At 71.4% G+C, this 20,636-nt stretch carries 18 protein-coding genes and 2 pseudogenes; 12 read left to right on the forward strand and 8 right to left on the reverse strand.

The features are described from left to right. Positions 1–163 precede the first annotated feature (163 nt). Positions 164–1,135 (forward strand): LacI family DNA-binding transcriptional regulator, encoded by a 972-nt coding sequence (locus tag AB0I38_RS06125; RefSeq protein ID WP_358462722.1) that lies wholly within the window; start codon positions 164–166, stop codon positions 1,133–1,135. 44 nt (positions 1,136–1,179) lie between these two features. Further along, positions 1,180–2,121 carry an aldose epimerase family protein gene (locus AB0I38_RS06130; protein WP_358462725.1) on the forward strand — a complete coding sequence of 314 codons (942 nt, stop codon included), beginning with the start codon at positions 1,180–1,182 and terminating at the stop codon, positions 2,119–2,121. Here the strand turns inward: AB0I38_RS06130 and AB0I38_RS06135 are convergent. Both AB0I38_RS06135 and AB0I38_RS06140 read right to left on the reverse strand, forming a co-directional pair. Further along, the gene (locus AB0I38_RS06135) at positions 2,103–2,744 is read right to left on the reverse strand and encodes a PP2C family protein-serine/threonine phosphatase (protein WP_358462728.1); all 642 of its coding nucleotides are present in this window, start codon (positions 2,742–2,744) and stop codon (positions 2,103–2,105) included. The two genes, AB0I38_RS06130 and AB0I38_RS06135, sit on opposite strands and share 19 nt — an antisense overlap. A 359-nt stretch (positions 2,745–3,103) precedes the next feature. Next, positions 3,104–3,868, reverse strand: a pseudogene (locus AB0I38_RS06140) (ATP-binding protein); the annotation flags it as partial. 69 nt (positions 3,869–3,937) lie between these two features. Here AB0I38_RS06140 and AB0I38_RS06145 point away from each other — a divergent pair. From AB0I38_RS06145 to AB0I38_RS06185, 9 genes and pseudogenes are all read left to right on the forward strand, one after another. Beyond that, positions 3,938–5,062, forward strand: a pseudogene (locus tag AB0I38_RS06145) (HAMP domain-containing protein); the annotation flags it as partial. A gap of 266 nt (positions 5,063–5,328) precedes the next feature. Further along, on the forward strand, positions 5,329–5,748 hold the full coding sequence (locus tag AB0I38_RS06150; protein WP_358462731.1) for a response regulator: 420 nt from the start codon (positions 5,329–5,331) through the stop codon (positions 5,746–5,748). Then, on the forward strand, positions 5,745–6,365 hold the full coding sequence (locus AB0I38_RS06155) for a response regulator (RefSeq protein WP_358462734.1): 621 nt from the start codon (positions 5,745–5,747) through the stop codon (positions 6,363–6,365). Before AB0I38_RS06150 ends, AB0I38_RS06155 begins: the two co-directional genes overlap by 4 nt. Before the next feature lie 50 nt (positions 6,366–6,415). Further along, the gene (locus tag AB0I38_RS06160; RefSeq protein ID WP_358462737.1) at positions 6,416–8,923 is read left to right on the forward strand and encodes a DNA translocase FtsK; all 2,508 of its coding nucleotides are present in this window, start codon (positions 6,416–6,418) and stop codon (positions 8,921–8,923) included. A gap of 78 nt (positions 8,924–9,001) precedes the next feature. Next, complete coding sequence (locus AB0I38_RS06165; RefSeq protein WP_358462739.1) at positions 9,002–9,769, forward strand: helix-turn-helix domain-containing protein; 768 nt, start codon at positions 9,002–9,004, stop codon at positions 9,767–9,769. Positions 9,770–9,814: 45 nt separating this feature from the next. After that, on the forward strand, positions 9,815–11,224 hold the full coding sequence (gene rimO, locus AB0I38_RS06170) for a 30S ribosomal protein S12 methylthiotransferase RimO (RefSeq protein WP_358462742.1): 1,410 nt from the start codon (positions 9,815–9,817) through the stop codon (positions 11,222–11,224). Beyond that, complete coding sequence (gene pgsA / locus AB0I38_RS06175; RefSeq protein WP_358462745.1) at positions 11,221–11,793, forward strand: CDP-diacylglycerol--glycerol-3-phosphate 3-phosphatidyltransferase; 573 nt, start codon at positions 11,221–11,223, stop codon at positions 11,791–11,793. The genes rimO and pgsA overlap by 4 nt, the downstream gene beginning before the upstream one ends. A 2-nt stretch (positions 11,794–11,795) precedes the next feature. Beyond that, on the forward strand, positions 11,796–12,287 hold the full coding sequence (locus tag AB0I38_RS06180) for a CinA family protein (RefSeq protein ID WP_358462748.1): 492 nt from the start codon (positions 11,796–11,798) through the stop codon (positions 12,285–12,287). Positions 12,288–12,573: 286 nt separating this feature from the next. Further along, complete coding sequence (locus AB0I38_RS06185; protein ID WP_358462751.1) at positions 12,574–12,930, forward strand: helix-turn-helix domain-containing protein; 357 nt, start codon at positions 12,574–12,576, stop codon at positions 12,928–12,930. Here AB0I38_RS06185 and AB0I38_RS06190 read toward each other — a convergent pair. The 6 genes from AB0I38_RS06190 to AB0I38_RS06215 form a co-directional block, all read right to left on the reverse strand. After that, positions 12,927–13,706, reverse strand: a complete 780-nt coding sequence (locus tag AB0I38_RS06190; protein WP_358462754.1) for a DNA-formamidopyrimidine glycosylase family protein — start codon at positions 13,704–13,706, stop codon at positions 12,927–12,929. The genes AB0I38_RS06185 and AB0I38_RS06190 overlap by 4 nt on opposite strands. Positions 13,707–13,796: 90 nt before the next feature. After that, positions 13,797–14,246 (reverse strand): RrF2 family transcriptional regulator, encoded by a 450-nt coding sequence (locus tag AB0I38_RS06195; protein ID WP_358462757.1) that lies wholly within the window; start codon positions 14,244–14,246, stop codon positions 13,797–13,799. Positions 14,247–14,254: 8 nt separating this feature from the next. Beyond that, complete coding sequence (locus AB0I38_RS06200) at positions 14,255–16,294, reverse strand: endonuclease/exonuclease/phosphatase family protein (protein ID WP_358462760.1); 2,040 nt, start codon at positions 16,292–16,294, stop codon at positions 14,255–14,257. A gap of 156 nt (positions 16,295–16,450) precedes the next feature. Further along, on the reverse strand, positions 16,451–17,668 hold the full coding sequence (locus AB0I38_RS06205; RefSeq protein WP_358462763.1) for an aminopeptidase: 1,218 nt from the start codon (positions 17,666–17,668) through the stop codon (positions 16,451–16,453). Beyond that, positions 17,649–18,794, reverse strand: a complete 1,146-nt coding sequence (locus AB0I38_RS06210) for an MFS transporter (RefSeq protein ID WP_358462766.1) — start codon at positions 18,792–18,794, stop codon at positions 17,649–17,651. Before AB0I38_RS06210 ends, AB0I38_RS06205 begins: the two co-directional genes overlap by 20 nt. Beyond that, positions 18,791–19,309 carry an ArsR/SmtB family transcription factor gene (locus AB0I38_RS06215; protein WP_358462769.1) on the reverse strand — a complete coding sequence of 173 codons (519 nt, stop codon included), beginning with the start codon at positions 19,307–19,309 and terminating at the stop codon, positions 18,791–18,793. The genes AB0I38_RS06210 and AB0I38_RS06215 overlap by 4 nt, the downstream gene beginning before the upstream one ends. A gap of 99 nt (positions 19,310–19,408) precedes the next feature. On the opposite strand from AB0I38_RS06215, the gene AB0I38_RS06220 reads away from it, so the two are divergent. Next, a complete protein-coding gene (locus tag AB0I38_RS06220) occupies positions 19,409–20,590 on the forward strand; it encodes an ROK family transcriptional regulator (protein WP_358463240.1) in 1,182 nt (393 codons plus the stop codon). Positions 20,591–20,636 lie beyond the last annotated feature (46 nt).

Below are 20,636 nucleotides of genomic sequence, written 5' to 3' on the forward strand. Positions count from 1 at the left end.
TATTGAGGTTGAGCTTCGAAAACGTCAAGCAGCGAGACCGTCACCAGGGCAAGACGAGTGGTCACAAGAGGGATAGGATGCGAGGCAGGGCGGGTCGATCGTGGATTGACAGCGATACAAACGCTTGCACTAAAGTACAGGTCATGGTCGGAGGAGGCCCAGCGTGGCGGTGACGATTCGCGACGTGGCCCGGGTGTCCGGAGTGCACGTCTCCACGGTGTCACGCGCCTTCTCCGCGCCCCACCTGGTCAACCCCGAGACCCGGGTCAGAGTGCTCGCCGTCGCCGACGACCTGGGCTACCGGCCCAACCGGGCGGCTCGGGCGCTGACGACCGGCCGCACCCACAACCTCGGCCTCATCGTGGCCGACATCGCCAACCCGTTCTTCCCGCCCCTCATCAAGGCCGCCCAGGCGCAGGCCAGGCTACGCGACTACCACGTGTTCGTGGCCGACACCGACGAGGACCCCAAGGTCGAGGAAGAGCTGATCCAGACCCTCACCAAGCAGGTCGACGGCGTGCTGCTGTGCAGTCCCCGCCTCACCAACCGGACCATCGAGCGGTTGCGCCAGGAGGTGCCGTTCGTGCTGGTCAACCGCCGGGTCAAGGGGATGGCCACGGTCCTGATGGACGTGGGGCGCGGGGCGCGGCTCGCCGTCGAGCACCTCACCGGGCTCGGCCACCGCCGGCTCGCCCTGGTCACCGGCCCCAGCGGGTCGTGGACCAGCAAGGAGATGCAGGAGGCGGCCGCCGCGATGAACGAGGCCGACGTCGCCTTCCTCGGCCCCAACCCGCCGACCGAGCAGGGCGGCCGGGCCGCCGCCGCCGAGGTGATCGCCTCCGGCGCGACCGGCGTGCTCGCCTACAACGACCTGGTCGCCATCGGCCTCATCGAAGGGCTCGCGGAGCGTGGCGTGGACGTGCCCGGCGACATCAGCGTGATCGGCGTCGACGACATCGTGGCCGGGCGTCTCGGCCGGCCGAAACTGACCACCATCGCCATGCCGACCGCCACGGCCGGGCGTATCGCCGTCGATATGCTCCTCCAGTCGGTCGATTCCGAGGTGGCCACCGGGGTAACGATGCTGGAGACCGCGCTGATCATCCGCGAATCCACGGGAGAGGCACACTCTTGACTTCCTCCGCCTGAAGGCGGGGGCTCCACGCTCAAGGAGATTCGATGACGTTCGGAACCATGCCGTCGGGGAAGCGCGTGGAGCGCTTCGAGCTGTCCTCCGGACCGTTGCGGGCCGCCGTGCTCAGCTACGGCGCCGTCCTCCAGTCGCTGGAGGTCTACGGCCTCAACGTGGTCCTCGGGCTCGACACGCTCGACGACTACCTGACCCGCAGCCGCTACTTCGGAGCCGTCGCCGGCAGATACGCCAACCGCATCGCCGGCGGCCGCTTCACCCTCGACGGCGTCGAATACCAGGTGCCGGTCAACGACGGCCCCAACAGCCTCCACGGCGGTGTCCACGGCTTCGACAGCAAGGTGTGGACCGTCGCCGACGTCACCGGCTCGTCCATCACGCTCACCCTCACCAGCCCTGACGGCGACCAGGGCTACCCGGGCACCCTGAACGCCTCGGTCACCTACACGCTCGAAGGCGAGGCGATCCGCCTCGACTACACCGCCGAGACCGACGCGCCGACCGTGCTCAACCTGACCAACCACTCCTACTTCAACCTGGCCGGCCGCGGCGACGTGCTCGGCCACGTGGTGCGCATCGACGCCGAGCGCTACCTGCCGGTCGACGCGGTCAAGATCCCCACGGGCGAGCTCGCGCCGGTCAAGGGCACACCGTTCGACTTCACCGCGCCGCACGCCATCGGCGAAAGGCATGACGGCGCCTACGACCACTGCTTCGTCCTCGACGGAGGCGTCACGGTGGTCGAGCCCGAGACCGGCCGCACCATGGAGGTCACCACCACCGAGCCGGGCGTGCAGTTCTACGCGGGCGGCATGCTCGACCCGGCCGCCACGCCCTACGGCCCCCACGCGGGGTTCTGCCTGGAGACCCAGCATTTCCCCGACTCGCCCAACCACCCTGACTTCCCGTCGACCGTGCTCCGTCCGGGCGAGCGCTTCACCTCCAGCACCACCTACCGGTTCACCGGCTGACCGGCGCGCAGCGTCGCCGTGGCCCGGAGCACCAGCAGGGCCACGTCGTCGCCGACCGGCTCCGGGCCGAACGAGTCGACCGCCTGCCGTACCCGCTCCGCGACGGCGTGCGCGCTCAGCCCCGTACAACCTGACAGCAGCTTGGCCAGCCCGTCGTCGTCGTCGAGCAACCGGTCGCCGTCGCGCCGCTCGGTCACCCCGTCGGTCACGCACAGCAGCACCTCACCGGGCGCCAGCTCGAACGTCTCCACGAAGAACCTGACCTCGTGCTCGATGCCGAGCAGCAACTGCGGGCCGGCCACGGCCCGCACCTCGCCGTCCGCGCGCAGCAGCAGGGGCGGCGGATGTCCCGCCGAGGCGATCGTGCACAGCGCGCCGCCCTGCGGCAGCGGGGTGAGCTCGCCGCACAGCAGGCTGAGGAAACGCCCCTCCTCGTTCTCCTCCAGCAGCGTCTCGTTGAGCCGGTGCAGGATGTCGGCCACCGTGTAGTGCTCCTTGGCGAGCAGGCGTACGGCATGGCGGGCCAGCCCTGTGACGGCCGCCGCCTCCGGGCCGCTGCCGCACACGTCGCCCAGCGCGAAGCACCACCGATCACCTCGCCCGCCACGCGCAGCGGCGCGCACACCAGCGACCTGGCCCGCAGCTGCTCGGCCAGGGCCACGTCGCCGGCCAGCAGGTCGTCGACGACCGCGGGCACCGTGCGGTCCACGCCGAACAGCCCGGCCGCCACCAGCCCGACCAGCCCCGCCGTGGCGCCCGCCGCGGCCGCGACGCCGAATTGGTTGCCGCTCTCACCGCGCAGCAGCACGTACGAGGCGTCGCCGCCGCTGGACGTGTGGACGATCTGGGCGATCGTGTCGAGCACCTCGGCGAGCGGCCGGTCGCGGTCGAGCAGGTCCTTGATGCGCCTGCCCGACTCCCGCCTGAGCGGCGCCGGCGGGGAGGCCAGGACGTACCTGTGGCCGCCCGCCACCACCATCCAGATCGCCCGCCGGTCCTTGGCGCGGCCCTTCGTGCGCAGGTGGGAGATGTAGACCGGGATCAACCGGCCGTCGCGGTGGCACATCCGGGACTCGCCGCGCCAGCGGCCGAGGTTGAGCATGTCGGCCAGCGACAGCGAGTAGGAGCCGTGCCCGCGCCAGGCGACCAGCTCCGCCAGCGGCCTGCCCGTGGCCTGCTCGGACGGCCAGCCGAGCAGCGCCTCGGCCTCGGGGTTCCAGGAGAACACGCGCCCGTCGAAGTCGGCCACGATGACGCCGACGTGCAGCGTCTCCACGGGCGCGGCGACCGCCGCCGGCGCCGCGGCCGGGGTGCCCAGCGCGACCTCGTGGGCGCCCGGCCCGTCGGGGAACTCCATGCGGACCCACACCCGTTTGGCGGTGCCGGAATAGGTGACGCCCCACGCGTCGGCGAGCAGGCCGGCCAGCGCGAGCCCGCGCCCGGAGGTGGCCATGGCGTCGCCGGGCGGCGCGCCGGCCGCCGGGATGGTCCGCGTGGGGTGGTGGTCGTCGACCTCGATCTCCAGCCTCGGCGGTGCGGCGTGCACGTCCAGGCGGCAGGTCAGCTCGATGCCGGTGCCCGCGTGCACCACCGCGTTGGTGACGAGCTCGCTGGTCAGCAGCACCGCGTCCTCGGCCAGATGGCCCAGGCGCCACTCGCCGAGCACCTGGCGGACGAAGCGCCGGGCGGCCGCCGGGGCATGCGGAGTGCCGTCGAAGGCCGTGCTCGACACGCGGGTCGTGTCCACAATCCGTCCTAGAACATCACTCGATGTGGCAGTTCGGTCACTCTCAGGGTGGCAGACTGTGGGCCGTTCATGCCTCCACTTGTGAAGAAGGCAGCCGTGGTCGCGCAGTTGGAACCCCCGCTCGCCCCCCAAACCCTGCGACAGGCGGACCTCAGGCCGCTGCTCGTGGCCCTCCAACGGCTACGTGACGGCAACTTCCGGGCGCGGCTCGACGTGCCCTCGGATCCCTTCCTGGCCGAGCTGGCGATGGCCTTCAACCAGGTCGTCGACCGCAACGAGCACTTGACCGGCGAGCTCACCCGGACCCGCGTGGAGGTGGCGAGGCAGGGGCACCTCGACGAGCGGCTCACCCCGAGCCCCGGCGCGGGCAGCTGGGCGGTCAACGTGACGGCCGTCAACTCACTGATCGACGCGCTGGTGATCCCGGCCGCCAAGGCCACCCGGGTGCTCAACGCCGTCGCCGACGGCGACCTGTCGCAGCGGGTCGACCTGTAGGAGGACAACCGCCCGCTGCGCGGCGGCCTGCGCCTCATGGGCAAGGCGGTCAACCGCATGGTCGACCAGCTCGCGCTGTTCTCCGGTGAGGTGACCCGGGTCGCCCGCGAGGTCGGCACCGAGGGGCGGCTGGGCGGCCGGGCCAAGGTGCAGGGCATGTCGGGCAGCTGGCGCGATGTGACCGAGGCGGTCAACGCCATGGCGGCCCGGCTGACCGCGCAGGTGCGCGACATCGCGGTGGTCACCACGGCCGTGGCCAGAGGCGACCTGACCCGGCAGGTGACGGTCGAGGCCACCGGCGAGCTGCTGGAGCTCAAGCTGACCGTCAACACGATGGTCGACCAGTTGTCGGCGTTCGCCAGCGAGGTGACGCGGGTGGCGCGTGAGGTCGGCACCGAGGGGCAGCTGGGCGGCCGGGCCGAGGTCAATGGGGTGCTCGGCACCTGGAAGGACCTCACCGACAACGTCAACTTCATGGCCTTCAACCTCACCACCCAGGTGCGCGACATCGCCCAGGTGGCCACCGCGGTGGCCCAGGGCGACCTGAGCCGCAAGATCAGCGTGGACGTCAAGGGCGAGATCCTCCAGCTGAAGGACACCGTCAACACGATGGTCGACCAGCTGTCGGCGTTCGCCGCGGAGGTCACCCGGGTCGCCCGCGAGGTCGGCAGCGAGGGCCGCCTCGGCGGTCAGGCGCAGGCAGCGAAATCGCCCGGCGGCTCGGCGGCGAGATCCACGCCGGCAGCGAGCCCGGCAGAGGCAGCACCTTCACGCTGTACGTGCCCGCCCGCTGCCTCACCTCGACCGTCACGGCCGAGCAGGCGGAGTACGAGGCCGCGCACGCGGCCGGCCGGCGGGCCGACCCGGTGCGCAGGACGGCCGAGAGCCGCGCCGTCCAGCAGCAGGCCGAGTGGCCCAGTGCCGACGCCGACGACCTGTGGCACTCCGCGACCAGGCTCAACGAGATGAGCGACGGCCCGGTCGGCGAAGCGTTCGCGGGCAAGCGGGTGCTCATCGTCGACGACGACATCCGCAACGTCTACGCCCTCACCCACGTGCTCGGCCGCCTCGGCATGGAGGTGATCTACGCGGAGAACGGAAGGGAGGGCATCGAGGTGCTCGAACGCGAGGAGAAGATCGCGCTGGTCCTGATGGACGTGATGATGCCCGAGATGGACGGCTACGAGACGCTGGTCGCCGTGCGGGCCATGCCGAGGTTCGCCGACCTGCCGATCATCGCCCTGACGGCCAAGGCGATGCCGGGCGACCGGGAGAAGACGATCTCCTGCGGCGCTTCCGACTACGTGCCCAAACCGGTCGATCTGGATCATCTGCTGGACGTCATGTGCGGGTGGCTCGTGGGGGAGAGGAAGGCCGCCGAATGAACCGGCAGGTCAAGATCCTGCTCGTCGACGACAAGGAAGAGAACCTGATCGCCCTCGACGCGGTGCTGCGCCCGCTGCAGCAGCGGCTGTTCAAGGCCAGATCGGGGCAGGACGCGATGAAGCTGATGCTGCGCCACGACTTCGCGGTGGTGCTGCTCGACGTGCTGATGCCGGGCATGGACGGATTCGAGACCGCGGCCCACATCAAGCGGCTCGACCAGACCCGCGACGTGCCCATCATCTTCCTGACCGGCACCGACACGGGCAGCGGCGCGGCCTTCCGCGGCTACGCCGTCGGGGCGGTCGACTACATCACCAAGCCGTTCGACCCGTGGGTGCTGCGCTCGAAGGTCACCGTCTTCATCGAGCTGTTCCGCAAGAACGCCGTCCTCCAGGAGCAGACCGCGCTGCTGTGCGACCTGGTGCAGAACGACACGGTGCTGTCGCGCAACTCGCGCACGCTGTCCGACTTCGCCGACCGGCTGTCCGCCGTCGAGGCCCGGCTCGCCGGCCTGGCCGGCACCTGCTCGGGCGACGAGGGGCTGCGTGACACGATCAAGGATCTGGCCGACCAGGTGGCGGCCATGCGGGCAGGGTTCGACACGGTTCGTCGCTGATCGGCGAGCCTGAGTGCGCTCGGCCGTGTCTCCGACGTACCTTTGGCATCATGGCCACCCGTCCGCCGAAAAGCGCAGCGAAGGGGTCGGCGAAGCGGTCGACCTCGCCTCGATCGACCCCCGCGAAGCGGGGAGCCACGTCGTCGGGGCGACCGAGGGCGAAGGGGGCTGCGTCGGCTCGCAAGCAGCCCATGACCCACCAGGATCCGATCAGCTGGGTCTTCACGATGATCGGCAAGCTGATCGTCGGCCTGTGGATGCTGCTCGCCAACGGCATCGGCAGCACGGCGCGGGCGCTCGGCAAGAACGCCCGCGAGCTCGACCCGGTCCACCGGCGCGACGGGGTGGGCCTGGCGGTCCTCGCGGGCGCGATCGTGGTCGCCGCGATGACCTGGCGCACGTCCGAGGGTACGGTCCCCAGCGTGGTCAACGCCGTCGTGCACGGCGTGTTCGGCTCGCTGGCCTGGGCCCTGCCGCTACTGCTCGGCCTGCTGGCCTGGCGCTACCTCCGCCATCCCGACCAGAACGCCGACACCGGGCGGATGGTGATCGGCTGGGCCGCGCTGCTCGTCGGCGTGCTCGGCGTCATCCACGTGGCCAACGACGTCCCCTACCCGGCGGGCACGGCCAACGACGGGATGGAGCGCATCTCGCAGGCGGGCGGCCTCGTCGGTTTCCTCGTCTCGGCGCCGCCGATGAGCATCCTGCCGTCCTGGATCACCATCCCGTTGCTGCTCATGCTGTCGGGGTTCGGCGTGCTGGTGATCACGGCCACGCCGGTGCACCGGATCCCCGAGCGGCTCGCGGAGCTCCGTCACCTGCTGTTCGACCGGCAGGCCCCGGCCGACGAGCGGCAGCAGCCGGGCAGGAAGCGTGCCAAGCCCAAGAAGCCCGCGTCATCCGAGGTCGGCGACCTGGTCAAGCCGTACGACACGCCGGTGATCGCCGATCAGAACAAGCGCGGCGACCACTCGCCGGAGATCGTGCCCGGTCTGGCCGACGACGAGGAGCCGCCGGGCTCGGCGCGCAAGCAGGAGCCGCCGCAGCCCACCCCCGCGCCGCGCAAGGTCGAGCAGCTCGTGCTGTCTCCCCAGGCGGGCCCGTACGGCCTGCCGGACCTGCAACTGCTCAAGCCGGGCAGCCTGCCCAAGCCGCAGACCAAGGCCAACACCACCGTGGTCAACGCGCTGACCAGCGTGCTGGAGCAGTTCGTCATCGACGCGCAGGTGATCGGCTTCACCCGCGGGCCGACCGTGACCCGCTACGAGATCGAGCTCGGGCCGGCGGTCAAGGTGGAGAAGGTCACGGCCCTCACCAAGAACATCGCGTACGCCGTCAAGTCCGCGGATGTCAGGATCTTGTCCCCCATCCCGGGCAAGTCCGCCATCGGGGTGGAGATCCCGAACGCCGACAAGGACCTGGTCGCGCTTGGCGACGTGCTCCGGGCCCAGGTCGCCCAGGCCGACCACCATCCGATGATCGTCGGCCTCGGCAAGGACGTCGAGGGCCGCACCATCGTCGCCAACCTCGCCAAGATGCCCCACCTGCTGATCGCGGGCGCCACCGGGGCCGGCAAGTCGGTCTGCGTCAACGGGCTCATCACCTCGATCCTCATGCGGGCCACGCCCGACGAGGTGCGGATGGTGCTGGTCGACCCCAAGCGTGTCGAGCTGTCGGTCTACGAGGGCATCCCGCACCTGATCACGCCCATCATCACCAACCCCAAGAAGGCCGCCGAGGCTCTCGAATGGGTGGTAGGCGAAATGGACCGCCGTTACGACGACCTGGCGGCCAGTGGGTTCCGCCACGTCGACGAGTTCAACAAGGCCGTCCGGGCCGGCAAGCTTCAGCCACCGCCGGGCAGCGAGCGCGTCTACCAGCCCTACCCCTATCTCCTGGTCATCGTGGACGAGTTGGCCGACCTGATGATGGTCGCCCCGCGCGACGTCGAGGACTCCATCGTCCGCATCACCCAGCTGGCCCGCGCCGCCGGCATCCACCTCGTCATCGCGACGCAGCGGCCCTCGGTCGACGTGGTCACGGGCCTCATCAAGGCCAATGTGCCCTCCCGGCTGGCCTTCGCCGTCTCCTCCCTCACCGACTCGCGGGTCATCCTCGACCAGCCCGGCGCCGACAAGCTGATCGGTCAGGGCGATGCGCTGTTCCTGCCGATGGGCGCCAGCAAGCCCATCCGCATCCAGAACGCGTTCGTCTCGGAGAAGGAGATCGCCGAGATCGTCGCGCACTGCAAGACGCAGATGCAGGCCGAATACCGCGACGACGTCGCCGCCGCGCCGGTCAAGCGCGAGATCGACGAGGACATCGGTGACGATCTCGACCTGGTCGTCCAGGCCGCCGAGCTGATCGTGACGACCCAGTTCGGCTCGACCTCGATGTTGCAGCGCAAGCTCCGCGTCGGCTTCGCGAAGGCGGGCCGCCTGATGGACCTGCTGGAGAGCCGCAACGTGGTCGGCCCGAGCGAAGGGTCGAAGGCCCGCGAAGTGCTGGTGAAACCGGATGATCTGCCGGGTTTGCTGGCCGACTTGCGTGGCGAATGACCCCGATGCGACCTCGCCCGACGATGACTGATTGAATATGACTAACTACGCATCGTCGGGGGCGGGGAGGCGTGCGCCGTGGAGGAGCAGAGCATAGGGGCCATACTGGCGGCTGCCAGGCGGTCGGCGGGCTTGACGATCGCGCAGTTGAGCGCGACCACCCGCATCCGCGAGGCCATCATCTACGCGATCGAGCGAGACGACTACGCCCAGTGCGGGGGCGACTTCTACGAGCGCGGGCACGTCAAGGTGCTCGCGCGGGCGGTCGGGCTCGATCCCGATGCCCTGGTCCATCTCTACGACGAGCAACACGGCGGCGCGCCGGTGCCGGTGCGGGCCGCGGCCGTGTTCCAGACCGACCGCAAGCTCCGCATCCGCGAGCGGCGGGCCCCCAACTGGTCGATGGCGCTGGGCGTCGCGCTGGCCATCGTGGTGGTGTTCGGCGTGGTCAGGGTCATGGGGGGCGCCACCGAGCAGGGCCGGTCCATCGGGGTGCAGCCGATGTCGGCGTCTCCCAGCGTGCCGCCCAACTCGCCGATCACCGAGGAGCCGCGTGGCTCCGCGCTGTCCGCCGGCCGGGGAAGCGACAACGAGGTGGTGGTCAGCGTCAAGGCCGAGCGCCCCTCGTTCCTCAACGTCCGTGACTCCAGCGGGCGCAGGCTGTTCTCTGGCACGCTGGAGGCGGGCAAGAGCTCCACCTGGCGGGTCGCGTCCCGGGTGAGCCTGCTGATCGGCGACGCCGGAGCGGTGGCGCTCCAGGTCAACGGCCAGGATCTGGGTCATCCGGGGCAAAGCGGCGAGATCGTTCGCCGTTCTTTCGGGCCTCCCACAGCACCTCGGCGGTAGCCCGTGCATCGGGGGTGTCCAACTCCCGATACCGTAGGGTTCACCATGTCATCCCGCCGAATCGCATCGCTGATAACCCTGGGTTGCGCCCGCAACGAGGTCGACTCCGAGGAGCTCGCCGCGCGACTGGAGGCTGCCGGTTGGCAGCTGGGCGACGACGACCCCGATGTCGTCGTCGTCAACACGTGCGGCTTCATCGACTCGGCGAAGAAGGACTCGATCGACACGCTGCTCGCAGCCGCCGACTCCGGAGCCAAGGTGGTGGCCGCGGGCTGCATGGCCGAGCGCTACGGCAACGAGCTGGCCGAGGCGCTGCCCGAAGCCAGCGCGGTCATCTCCTTCGACGACTACTCCGAGATCGGCGGCCGTCTCGACGACGTCCTCGCCGGCCGGCCGCTGAAGCCCCACACACCGCGCGACCGCCGCACGCTGCTCCCCATCTCACCGGTCGAACGAGCCGCCGCGCCGAGGGCCGGCATCCCCGGCCACGGTGACCTGCCCGAGGGGGTGGCTCCCGCCAGCGGCCCCCGGGTGCTGCGCAAGCGGCTCGACGAGAGCCCGGTGGCCTCGCTCAAGCTCGCCTCCGGCTGCGACCGGCGCTGCACCTTCTGCGCCATCCCCGCCTTCCGGGGCGCCTACGTCTCACGCGATCCCGACGAGCTGGTGGCCGAGGCCGACTGGCTGGCCCAGCGCGGCGTCCGCGAACTCGTCCTGGTCAGCGAGAACTCCACGTCCTACGGCAAGGACCTGGGCGATCTGAGGGCGCTGGAGCAGTTGCTGCCCCGGATGGCCGCCGTCGAGGGCATCGAACGGGTCCGGGCGAGCTATCTCCAGCCCGCCGAGCTGCGGCCGGGGCTGATCGACGTGATCGCCGGCACCGAGGGCGTGGCCGCCTACTTCGACCTGTCCTTCCAGCACGCCAGCGGCCCGGTGCTGCGCCGGATGCGCCGTTTCGGCGACCCCGAGCGCTTCCTCGACCTGCTGGAGACGATCCGTGAGCGAGCTCCCGAGGCGGGAGTGCGCTCCAACTTCATCGTGGGCTTCCCCGGCGAGACCGAGGAGGAGTTCGGCGAGCTGGTCGGCTTCCTGGAGCAGGCCAGGCTCGACGTGATCGGCGTGTTCGGCTACTCCGACGAGGACGGCACCGAGGCGGCGGGCTTCGACGGCAAGCTCGGCCAGGAGGTCATCGACGAGCGGATGCGCGTGCTGACGGAGCTGGCCGAGGAGCTGACCTCCCAGCGTGCCGAGGAGCGCATCGGCACCGAGGTGGACGTGCTCATCGACGACGATCTGGGCGACGGCGGCTACGAGGGCCGGGCCGCGCACCAGGGTCCCGAGGTCGACGGCTCCGTCACGGTTCAGGGCATCGGCCTGGTCCGGGGCCAGATCGTGCGCGCCGTCGTGGTCGACGCCGAGGGGGTTGACCTGATCGCGCGCATCAAGGCCGGTCCATGACCAGGGACGAGCGCCGCGTGGTGAGCCCGTGGAACATCGCCAACGTCCTCACGGTCCTCCGGTTGGTGCTCGTCCCGTTCTTCGTCATCTGCCTCTTCCTGCCGGGCATGGGCTGGCGCCTGGGCGCGCTGGCGGTGTTCGCCGTGGCCTCGATCACCGATCACCTCGATGGTGAGCTGGCCAGGCGCTACGGGCTGATCACCGACTTCGGCAAGATCGCCGACCCGATCGCCGACAAGGCGCTCACGGGCGCGGCGCTGGTGAGCCTGTCGGTCCTGGGCGAGCTGCCCTGGTGGGTCACGCTCGTCATCCTGGGCCGCGAGCTGGGCATCACGCTGCTGCGGCTGGTGCTGATCCGGCACGCCGTCATCCCGGCCAGCTATGGCGGCAAGGTCAAGACCGTCCTGCAGATCGGCGCGATCGTCCTCTACATCCTGCCCTGGGGGCCCGACCCGGTCCGCTGGGTGGTGATGGGCGCCGCGCTGGTCGTGACCGTGGCCACAGGCGTCGACTACGTGGCCCGCGCCGTCAAACTCCGTCAGGTGGCCAGACACGCACGCGGGGAGTGAACATGTCCGAAGTCGCCGAGGTGCTGTCCCTGCTGGTGGATCGGGCGGCCACGGTGGCCGTGGCCGAGTCGCTGACCGGGGGGCTCATCGGGGCCACGTTCACCTCGGTCTCGGGGTCCTCCAAGGCGTTCAGGGGCGGGGTGATCTCCTACGCCACCGATCTGAAGCACACGCTGCTGGCCGTGCCCGAAGATCTACTCGATCGGGAGGGTGCCGTGCATCCGGAGGTGGCCGAGGCGATGGCGCTGGGTGTGGCGCGAGTGTGCGGCGCGACCTACGGCCTGGCCGTGACGGGAGTGGCGGGGCCGGAGCCGCAGGACGGACGGCCGGTCGGCACCGTTTTCGCGGCTGTCAGCGGACCCGGTGGCAGATTGTGGCGACGAGAACTGAGTCTGAAAGGGTCACGCGAACGTATCAGGGTAAAGACGGTGGACGAGGCTGTAGATCTCCTAGCAAGTGTGCTGAAGGCGAACAAGGGGGAACAATCCGGGTGATTACCGTGTTACGTCCCGAGCGAACATGCCAACCACGGTCTCACGCGCTGTCCGTGGATACGGGTACGGTGGAGCTGTGAGTGAGGTCCGTGAGCCAACTGCAAGCACCGAGCGCCCGGCAGGCGGGCCTGATGAGTCACGCAAAGAGCCACGCGCGGCGAGCCAGGGGCGGCGACGCCCGATGATGACGGCGAGGAGTATGTACGAAGCGAAGAAGAAGGATGTGCGGCACGATCCGATCGCGCGGGGCGTGGTGAAGACATCCGCGCCGGGGAGGGAGCGACAGATGATTTTGCTGCGTCAGCTGCTCGGCGACGTGTTGAGGCGGCTGAGGGTGCGGCAGGGACGCACTCTCCGTGAGGTGTCCACGCTGGCTCGTGTCTCGCTCGGCTACCTGTCAGAGGTGGAGCGCGGCCAGAAAGAGGCGTCCTCCGAGCTGCTCGCGTCCATCTGTGGTGCCCTCGGGGTGCCGCTCTCACAGGTGTTGCGTGAGGTCTCCGACCAGTTCGCGCTGGCCGAGCTCCAGGCTGCCCCGGTGCTCGCCGACGCGCCCGAGCACGAGCGGATCCCGCTGACCGAGTCGGTCCCCGGATCGATCTCCGATTCCGTGTTCCCCGAAGTCAAGGACATGGTGGCCGCCTAGCGCGGCTGGCAGTTGTCACACCACAGGATCAGTCGTTCCTGTGACCGTGTCCCCATCTCCCCGCGACTGATGCGTGTGCCGCATCGGCGGCAGGGGCGGCCGAACCTGCCGTAAACCCACGTCTGGTCGGTCGGGCGGCGATCGCCTGTGGTGATGGTGCCCGCGTGCGCCTTGTTGGCGTCCAGCAGCCGGTGTGCCAGCGTGACCACTCCCTCCAGGTCGTCGATCTCTCTCACCTTCCGCCACGGCCAGATCCCGCGCAGGAACAACGTCTCGGCACGGTAGATCGTGCCGATGCCGGCCAGGTTGCGCTGGTCGAGCAGCGCTTCACCGATCGTCCTGTCCAGGTCGCCGCGCAGCCTCCGCACGGCCTCGGCCGGATCCCAGTCGTCGCCGAGCAGATCGGGCCCCAGATGGCCCACGACCCGTGGCTCCTCCACGGTCTTCAGCAGATCGACCACGCCCAGCCTGATGCCCACGGCCTGCCACCGCTCGTTGGCCAGGACGAGGCGCACCACGTCGCCTGGGGCGGGGCGGCGTCCAGCCGGGATGACCCGCCAGCTTCCGTCCATCCTCAGGTGGGTGTGCACGGTCAGCCCGCCCTCGACCCGGGTGAGCAGGTGCTTGCCCCGCGAGACGGTCGTCAGCACGCGCCGCCCGCTCAGGTCGGCGGTGGCGTGCCGCGGGACGCGGAAGTCGGACCGGGTGAGCACCCGCCCGTCGAGGGCCTGCCGCAGCCGCGCGGCGGTGCGGTAGACGGCGTCTCCTTCGGGCATGCGCCCAGTCTAGGAACCGCGCCGGAGTCGCCTTGCCGCCTCCCGGCGTCCGCGCGGTCGCGTTTCCGGCGCGAGCAGACCCGGGCGCCGTCAGTCCCAGGCGGCGGGGTCGGCGGCGAGTTGGCGGACACGCTCGGGGAGGGCGCCGCCGGCCACCTGCTCCAGCGTGACCTCCTCCAGGATCGCCCGTTCGGTGGCGCGCAGCGCGATCCACACCTGCTGCAGCGACTCGGCCGGGCCCCGGTAGCCGACGTGCTCGGGGCGCTCGCCGCGGACGTTGGCCAGCGGCCCGTCGACCGCCCTGATCACGTCGGCGAGCGAGATCTCACCGGCGGGCCTGGCCAGCACGTATCCACCCTCAGGGCCGCGCTGGCCACGCACCAGACCGGCACGGCGCATCTGGAGCAGGATGTTCTCCAGGTATTTGGGCGGCATGTCCTGCTCCTTGGCGAGCTCACCCACAGTGGTCGGGCCGGCACCGGCGGCGGCGAGTTCGGCGGCGGCACGGAGGGCGTAGTCGACCCGAGCGGAAAGGCGCATGTTGTCGATTATCCCTCCTGGTCAACAGTGGTTAGCCGCAACGTCGTCAGAACGGGCAGATGATCGGAGTACGGCAGGCGCGGAACCTGTGCCGAAACCACGGTCAGACCCCGGCTGATCAGCACGTGGTCGATCCGCTTGACCGGCGCCTCCGCCGGCGAGGTGGGAGGGTCACCCAGCGCGATCAGCGGGTCGGACAGCCCCGCCGCCTCCAGCACCCGCATCTCGGGATCGGCCGGTTCGGTGTTCAGGTCACCGGCCAGGATCACCGGCCTGGGCGGGCCCGCGGCGGCGCCGTCGGCCCCAGGTCCCGCCTGCCCGGCGTCGAGCCCGCCGGCCAGGTTGCGGGCGATGGCCGCCACCTCGGGCGCCTGCCCGGCGGGGGCCTGCAGGTGGGTGTTCACGATGCCCAGCTCCCTGCCGCCGACCTCCAGCACGATGGCCTGGGCCTGGGCGCCGGTCGGGTAGTCGTGCCGGCCCAGCTTGTACGAGTGGACGCTCTTGACCGGCAGGTTGGTGAGCAGGGCGTCGCCCCAGAGGTCGTCGGCGGCCGGGGCGAAGTGGTAGCGCATGCCCAGCCCGCGGGCGATCCGGGCCAGGTCGTCGTGGCCGCCGTTCAGCAGCCAGCCCCGGTCGACCTCGCTCAGCAGCACCACGTCCGGCCGCTGGGCGGCGGCCCACGACGTGATCCGGTCCAGCGACAGCCGCCCGTCGAGGCCGAAGCCCATCCGGATGTTGTAGGCGATCAGCTTGACCGTGTCACCTTCGGCGGGCCGTACGTCGGGCGCCGGCTGCCAGGCGATGTTCGTCGCGACGAGAGCGATCAGGACGGCCAGGACGGTGGTTTCGCCGGGCGCCCCGGACCGGGACGCGTGGGTGGGGAGCGGGGCGCGTGACGGCCGCAGGCCCACGGCGACGGCCAGCACCGACACCGCGATGGGGATCACCTGGTTCGGGATGCCGAGGTCCAGATCGTAGGCGGCGTAGTAGGCGAACATCGCCACCAGGAACACGAACCCGCCGCCGAGCACCGCCACCCCCTGCCGCCGGCTCCCGCGCCCGGTGCCCGACTCGCGCCCGGTGCCCGACTCGCGCCCGGCGCCCGATCCGGGCTCGGTGTCCGACCCGTTCGGGGTCCCGGCATCGGTCGCGGTCTCTGCCCGCGCCTCGGGTTCGGTCGCGTTGCCGGAGGGGTCGGGCCCGGCCTCGGCCCCTGATCGGGAGGAAGAGGAGACGATGGAGGCCAGGCAGAGGATCGTCACCGCCGCGGCCACCGAGTCCACGCCCGGCAAGGGCGTCGTGAGCAGGAGCGCCGTGGACGCCACCAGCCCGAGGCCGCAGGCCAGGAGGAGGGCGGGCCGGTGACTCGGCCGCAGGACCGTCATGATCGAGGCGACGGCCGCCGCGGCCACCGGCCCGACGCCCAGCGCGGTCCACACGAGTGAGGGGCCGTCGGGCGCCTTGGTCCAGGAGGTAGCGGCCATCCCGAACAGCAGCAGGGCCGGACCGAACAGGAACCAGGTGGCGGCGGGCGCGGGCTCGGTCTTCTCGGCAGCGGGAGACAGTCGCACCAGGGCGAGGAACGCGGCGCAGAGGGTCAGTATCAGGAGCCACGGGAACACCCCGTCCCGCCAGACCAGATCCATCCCGTCGAGCACCAGGTGCGCCAGGACCGAGAACGACAGGCCGCCCACGATCCCCACGGGCGCCGCCGCTCTGGGCACGATGCGGGCGCAGCCGGTGAGGAAGACGAGGCCGGCCGTGACGCCCGCCGAGGCGACGTACAGCTGCTCGACGCCGGCCTGCAGCAGCACCCGCGCGAGGACGAGCGCCACCGCGCCGCCCGCGAGCGCCCACCTGGACGGCAGGAGCAGCGCGAGGAACGGCAGTGCGAACCAGGCGGCCGCGTAGAGGCCCATCAGCTCGGGCGGGGTGGACCCCGCCTGCCCGAACAGCGTGATGAGCGATGGCAGGAACACGCGGAGCACGTCGAACAGGAGCACGACGCCGACGCCCAGCATCAGGGCGGGCACCCGGGGAAAGGTCATGAGCCATCCTCAGGTTCGGCGCGACTCTGGGGCAAGGGCCCGGGGCCGGATTCCCGCCGACCCGGCAGGTTCGCGGTCAGCCAGGCCCGCGGTCAATCAGGCCCGCGGTCAGCCAGGCCCGCGGTCAGCCAGGCCCGCGGTCAATCAGGTCCGCGGTCAGAGCTGCCATTCCTCGCCGCGGAGCAGCTCGACCGTGGCGCCGTCGTGCCGGATGCCGGTGACGGTGACCTCGGGGCCGCCGACCATGAAGTCGACGTGCACGTCGGAGACGTTGACCCCGGCCGCGTCGAGCCCGGCGGCGTCCCGATCGCGCAGGCCGGCCGGGACGCCCGGTGGCAGGCCGGCGCCCCAGGCGAGGTGGCAGGTGGCGTTCTCGTCCAGCAGGGTCTCCAGGTAGGTGACGCCGGATTGGCCGACCGGCGAGGTGCCGTCGACGAGCGCCAGCTCACCGAGCCGGGCCGCCCCGGCGTCGATCGCCTGGTGGCTGCGCACGACGTCCGCGCCGGTGGACGCCCGCACCTCGGTCACCACGCCGCCGGAGAAGGTCAGCTCCAGGTCGCGGACGACGGTGCCGACGAGGGAGAGCGGGCGCGTCGACCGGATCCTGCCGTCCACCCGGCGGTAGTCGGGGGTGGTGAACACCTCCTCGGTGGGGATGTTGGCCTGGAAACCGTGTCCCTGGGAGGAGATGAGATGGACCGCCGTCCAGTGGGCGTCGGGCAGCAGGCCGATGGTCAGGTCGGTGCCCGGCCCCTCGAAGCGGACCCGGTCGAGCCGCAGCTCGGTCAGCATTTCCGCGCGGCTCAGCAGCTCGGCGAGCCGCTCCTTCCAGGCGGCGCGGGGGTCGGGGCGGTCGAGCCGGAGGATGGTCCGCAGATGCTCCCACAACAGCGCCTCGTCGGGCTCACCGAAGACCGCACGCGCCCACTCCGCGGTCGGGTACGGCACTATGACCCACCGGGCCAGGTTGTTCAGCTGCACTCGTTGCCGTGAGGAGAGATTGGGCATGCGGTCCAGGCCCGACCGCACCGGGTCCTCATCGGCGAGCAGGTCGGGGGCCGCGGAGCCGCGGATGTTGACGAGGATGCCGTGGTGGCGCGCCAGCTCCTCGTTCCGCGCGTCCAGCCAGGACGGGACCTCGGCCAGCGTCGCCGCGTCCGCGTGCCGGACCCGGGAGCGCTTGGCGTGGGGGTCGAAGTACCAGATGTCGACGTAGTGGGCTCCCCGGGCGTACGCCACCTCGGCCAGGGCGCGGGCCAGCGGGGCGTGCTCGATCTCGGCGTTGATCAGCACGCGGTCGTCATCGTGGATCGGCACCGCCACGTCGAAGACGATCTCGGCGTAGTGGGTCAGCTCAGCGGGGGTGATGGTCAAGACTGCCTCCAGAGAGGGGGACGGCTCGCGCGCGGCGAGCCATGGGAACGAACAACAGCAGTGCCACGGCGGACACTCCGCCCGCGATGGCGAAGCCGGACGCCAGGCCCAGGGATTGGGCGAGGGCGCCGAGGGCGAGCGCGGCGGACAGGAAACCGAGGTCGAAGAACGCGGTCGTGGTGGCCACCGCGGCACCACGCTGGCCGGCGGGCAGGCCGGTCACCGCGATCGCCAGGAACGCCGGGAGCCCCAGCGCTTGCCCGGCCCCGATCACCGCGGTGGCGCACAGCGTCCCGGCCATCGAGGGCCAGACGGCGAGGCCGATCAGCCCGGCGGCCGTGAGCGCGAGGGAGGCGAAGCCCCTTTTCCGCGGATCGGTCCGGGCCAGCGGGCGGTGTCCGCCCAGCCGGACGGCGAGCAGCACACCGCCGTAGACGAGGAAGTGCGTGCCGCTGGTCCCGTGACCGAGCGCGGCGACGTACAGGGGGATGAAGGCGCTGAAGGCGGTGTAGCCCCACACCGACGCGAGGTAGGCGAGGCCGGGGAGCACCGCCGCGCGGTGGACGAGTGGCCCGCCGTCGCGCCGGTCGGTGGGTTCGGCGGAGTCGCCGAGCAGCCAGGAGGTGGCGGCCACCCCGGCGGCGGTGACGCCGGAAAGCACCCACACGGCGTTGAATCCGGCGGCGGAGTGCACGGTCTCGGCGAGGGCCGGCCCGGCGAGCAGGCCCACGTTGACCGCGACGGAGAACAGGTTCATCGCCGCGCCCGGACGGTCCTGGTCGCTCGCGGCGGTGGCCAGGCCGACGTAGACCAGGGCCTCACCCATCCCGGCCACGGCCCGGCACGCCAGCAGGGCCGGCAGCGAGTCGGCCAGGAGCAGCGCGAAGGTGGAGCCCGCGATCACCACGGCGCCGGCGCGGACGGCCGTCGCACGCCCCCAGCGGTCGGCGAGCCGGCCCGCGAGGGGCCGGGCGAGCACGGCGGCCACGGCCGCGGCCGCCAGGCAGGCGCCCACCGCGCCGGTGCCCTGGCCAAGCGGGCCGGTGACGAACTTGGGGATCATCGGGATGAGCAGGCCGATCGACAGGAAGCACAGTCCCGTGCCCAGCAGCAGGGGACGGGTCAACGGTCGTCGCCCATTTCCAGGAGCAGGGCGGTCATGCTGACCTTGACGCTGTCGGCCGAGCGTGGCGGCTGAGCCTTGTCGTGGACCACGGCGACCGCCTGGCTGATCAGCCCGACGACCTCCTCCCACACGGACCTGTCCAGCCACACCTCCGCGTCCATGGACATCCGCCGGTCGCGGGCCTGCTCCAGTCGCCGCGCGAGGTCGGTGAACAGCGCGTCGTACAGGTGCCGCCCGCCGGAGCGGTCGATCCGCGCCCCGCTGGAGGAGTTGTAGCGGTACCGCCGCTGGGGCCGGCCCTTGCCGCCGGGGGACGGCCGCTCGTCCACCTGCTCCAGGAATCCGGCGTCGGCGAGCTGACGCAGGTGGTAGCTGGCCGAGGCGTGGGCGATGTCCAGCTCCCGTGCGACCTCGGTGGCCGACATGGAGGCGCCGGTGAGCAGGGACACGATTCGGATCCGTAGCGGGTTCGCCAGCGCACGCAGCGGCACCAGCTCGTCCTTTTCCCAAGGCATGTTGGGATTATGTCATTCCCAACATGCCTTGGGAAAGTCTGAACGGGCGAAGAGCGCTAAACTTCCAACAACCTTTTCGAAATGACGGTGGGATACAGCGTGGAGCGACGTCCTGGTGTGCCCAGATTGCTCAGGGAGATCAACGACCGGGCCGCGCTGGAGCTGCTGCTCGCGACCGGGCCGATGACGCGGGGGCAGATCGGCGACCTCACCGGGCTGTCCAAGGTGACCGCCTCGCAGACGCTTTCCCGGCTGGAGCAGCGCGGCCTGGTCCAGATGGTCGGCACCCAGGCGGGCGGGCGCGGCCCCAACGCCGCCCTCTACTCCGTCATCCCCTCCAGCGCCTACGTGGCCGGGCTGGAGGTGGGGCCCGAGCTGGTCTCGGCCGCCGTCGCCGACATCCACGGCCAGACGGTGGCGGAGGTGACGTTCGAGCCCGACGGCCAGGACGACCTGGTCCCCGTCGTGCACGACGCGATCATGAAGGCCTGCCGCAGCGCCAAGATCGGCGTCAGCAGACTGCGCGGCGTGGTGATCGGCACCCCGGGCGTGGTCGACCCGCGCACCGGCGACGTCCGCTACGCCTTCGACCTGCCGGGCTGGCACGAGGGCAGCCACGAGGCGCTGGCCGGAGACCTCAAGCGCGAGGTCACGATCGAGAACGACGTCAACCTCGCCGCGATCGCCGAGCGGGTCGACGGAGCCGCCAGGGGGCGTGACGACTTCGTGCTGCTCTGGGCCAGCCGCGGCCTCGGCCTCGCGGTCGTGCTCGGCGGCAAGCTGCACCGGGGGCGTTCGGGCAGCGCGGGCGAGATCGGCTATCTCGCGGTGCCCGGCGTGCCGCTGCCCGCCGACATCCGCACCGCGCCGGGCCGGCTGCCCTCGCTCGCGGGCGGCCTGCAGTCGCTGGTCAGCGCCGAGGCGGTGGCCGAGCTGGCCCAGGGCTACGGCTTCGCGGCCGGCAGCGCGGGGGAGTGCGTCGAGGTCGCCCTGGCGGCCGGATCCAGGGGCGAGCCGCTGCTCGACGAGATAGCCCACCGGCTCGCCCTGGGCGTCGCCGCCGTGTGCGTGATCCTCGACCCCGGCCTCGTGGTGCTCGCCGGAGAGGTCGGTCACGCCGGCGGCACCGCGCTGACCTCCCGGGTGGAGGAGGCCGTGGCCCGCATCTGCCCCGTACGCCCCCAGGTGGTCACCACCGCCGTGACCGACCGCAACCCGGTGCTGCGCGGCGCCGTGCTCGCCGCCCTGGAGCAGGCTCGCGAGTCGCTGCTCAGGCCGTGAGCCCGTAGGAGCCGCTCAGGCCGTGAACTCAGCCGCTCGGGCCGTG

It is taken from the genome of Nonomuraea cavernae, from assembly GCF_040655715.1.
Taxonomy (GTDB): Bacteria; Actinomycetota; Actinomycetes; order Streptosporangiales; family Streptosporangiaceae; genus Nonomuraea; species Nonomuraea cavernae_A.

What these genes read in the sequence shown, in the direction of transcription:
- AB0I38_RS06130 (WP_358462725.1), top strand. Translation starts at nt 1,180, where the DNA reads ATGACGTTCGGAACCATGCCGTCGGGGAAGCGCGTGGAGCGCTTCGAG.
- pgsA (WP_358462745.1), top strand. Translation starts at nt 11,221, where the DNA reads ATGACCAGGGACGAGCGCCGCGTGGTGAGCCCGTGGAACATCGCCAAC.
- AB0I38_RS06155 (WP_358462734.1), top strand. Translation starts at nt 5,745, where the DNA reads ATGAACCGGCAGGTCAAGATCCTGCTCGTCGACGACAAGGAAGAGAAC.
- AB0I38_RS06160 (WP_358462737.1), top strand. Translation starts at nt 6,416, where the DNA reads ATGGCCACCCGTCCGCCGAAAAGCGCAGCGAAGGGGTCGGCGAAGCGG.
- AB0I38_RS06215 (WP_358462769.1), bottom strand. Translation starts at nt 19,309, where the DNA reads ATGCCTTGGGAAAAGGACGAGCTGGTGCCGCTGCGTGCGCTGGCGAAC.
- AB0I38_RS06180 (WP_358462748.1), top strand. Translation starts at nt 11,796, where the DNA reads ATGTCCGAAGTCGCCGAGGTGCTGTCCCTGCTGGTGGATCGGGCGGCC.
- AB0I38_RS06200 (WP_358462760.1), bottom strand. Translation starts at nt 16,294, where the DNA reads ATGACCTTTCCCCGGGTGCCCGCCCTGATGCTGGGCGTCGGCGTCGTG.
- AB0I38_RS06150 (WP_358462731.1), top strand. Translation starts at nt 5,329, where the DNA reads ATGAGCGACGGCCCGGTCGGCGAAGCGTTCGCGGGCAAGCGGGTGCTC.
- AB0I38_RS06195 (WP_358462757.1), bottom strand. Translation starts at nt 14,246, where the DNA reads ATGCGCCTTTCCGCTCGGGTCGACTACGCCCTCCGTGCCGCCGCCGAA.
- AB0I38_RS06190 (WP_358462754.1), bottom strand. Translation starts at nt 13,706, where the DNA reads ATGCCCGAAGGAGACGCCGTCTACCGCACCGCCGCGCGGCTGCGGCAG.
- AB0I38_RS06185 (WP_358462751.1), top strand. Translation starts at nt 12,574, where the DNA reads ATGATTTTGCTGCGTCAGCTGCTCGGCGACGTGTTGAGGCGGCTGAGG.
- rimO (WP_358462742.1), top strand. Translation starts at nt 9,815, where the DNA reads ATGTCATCCCGCCGAATCGCATCGCTGATAACCCTGGGTTGCGCCCGC.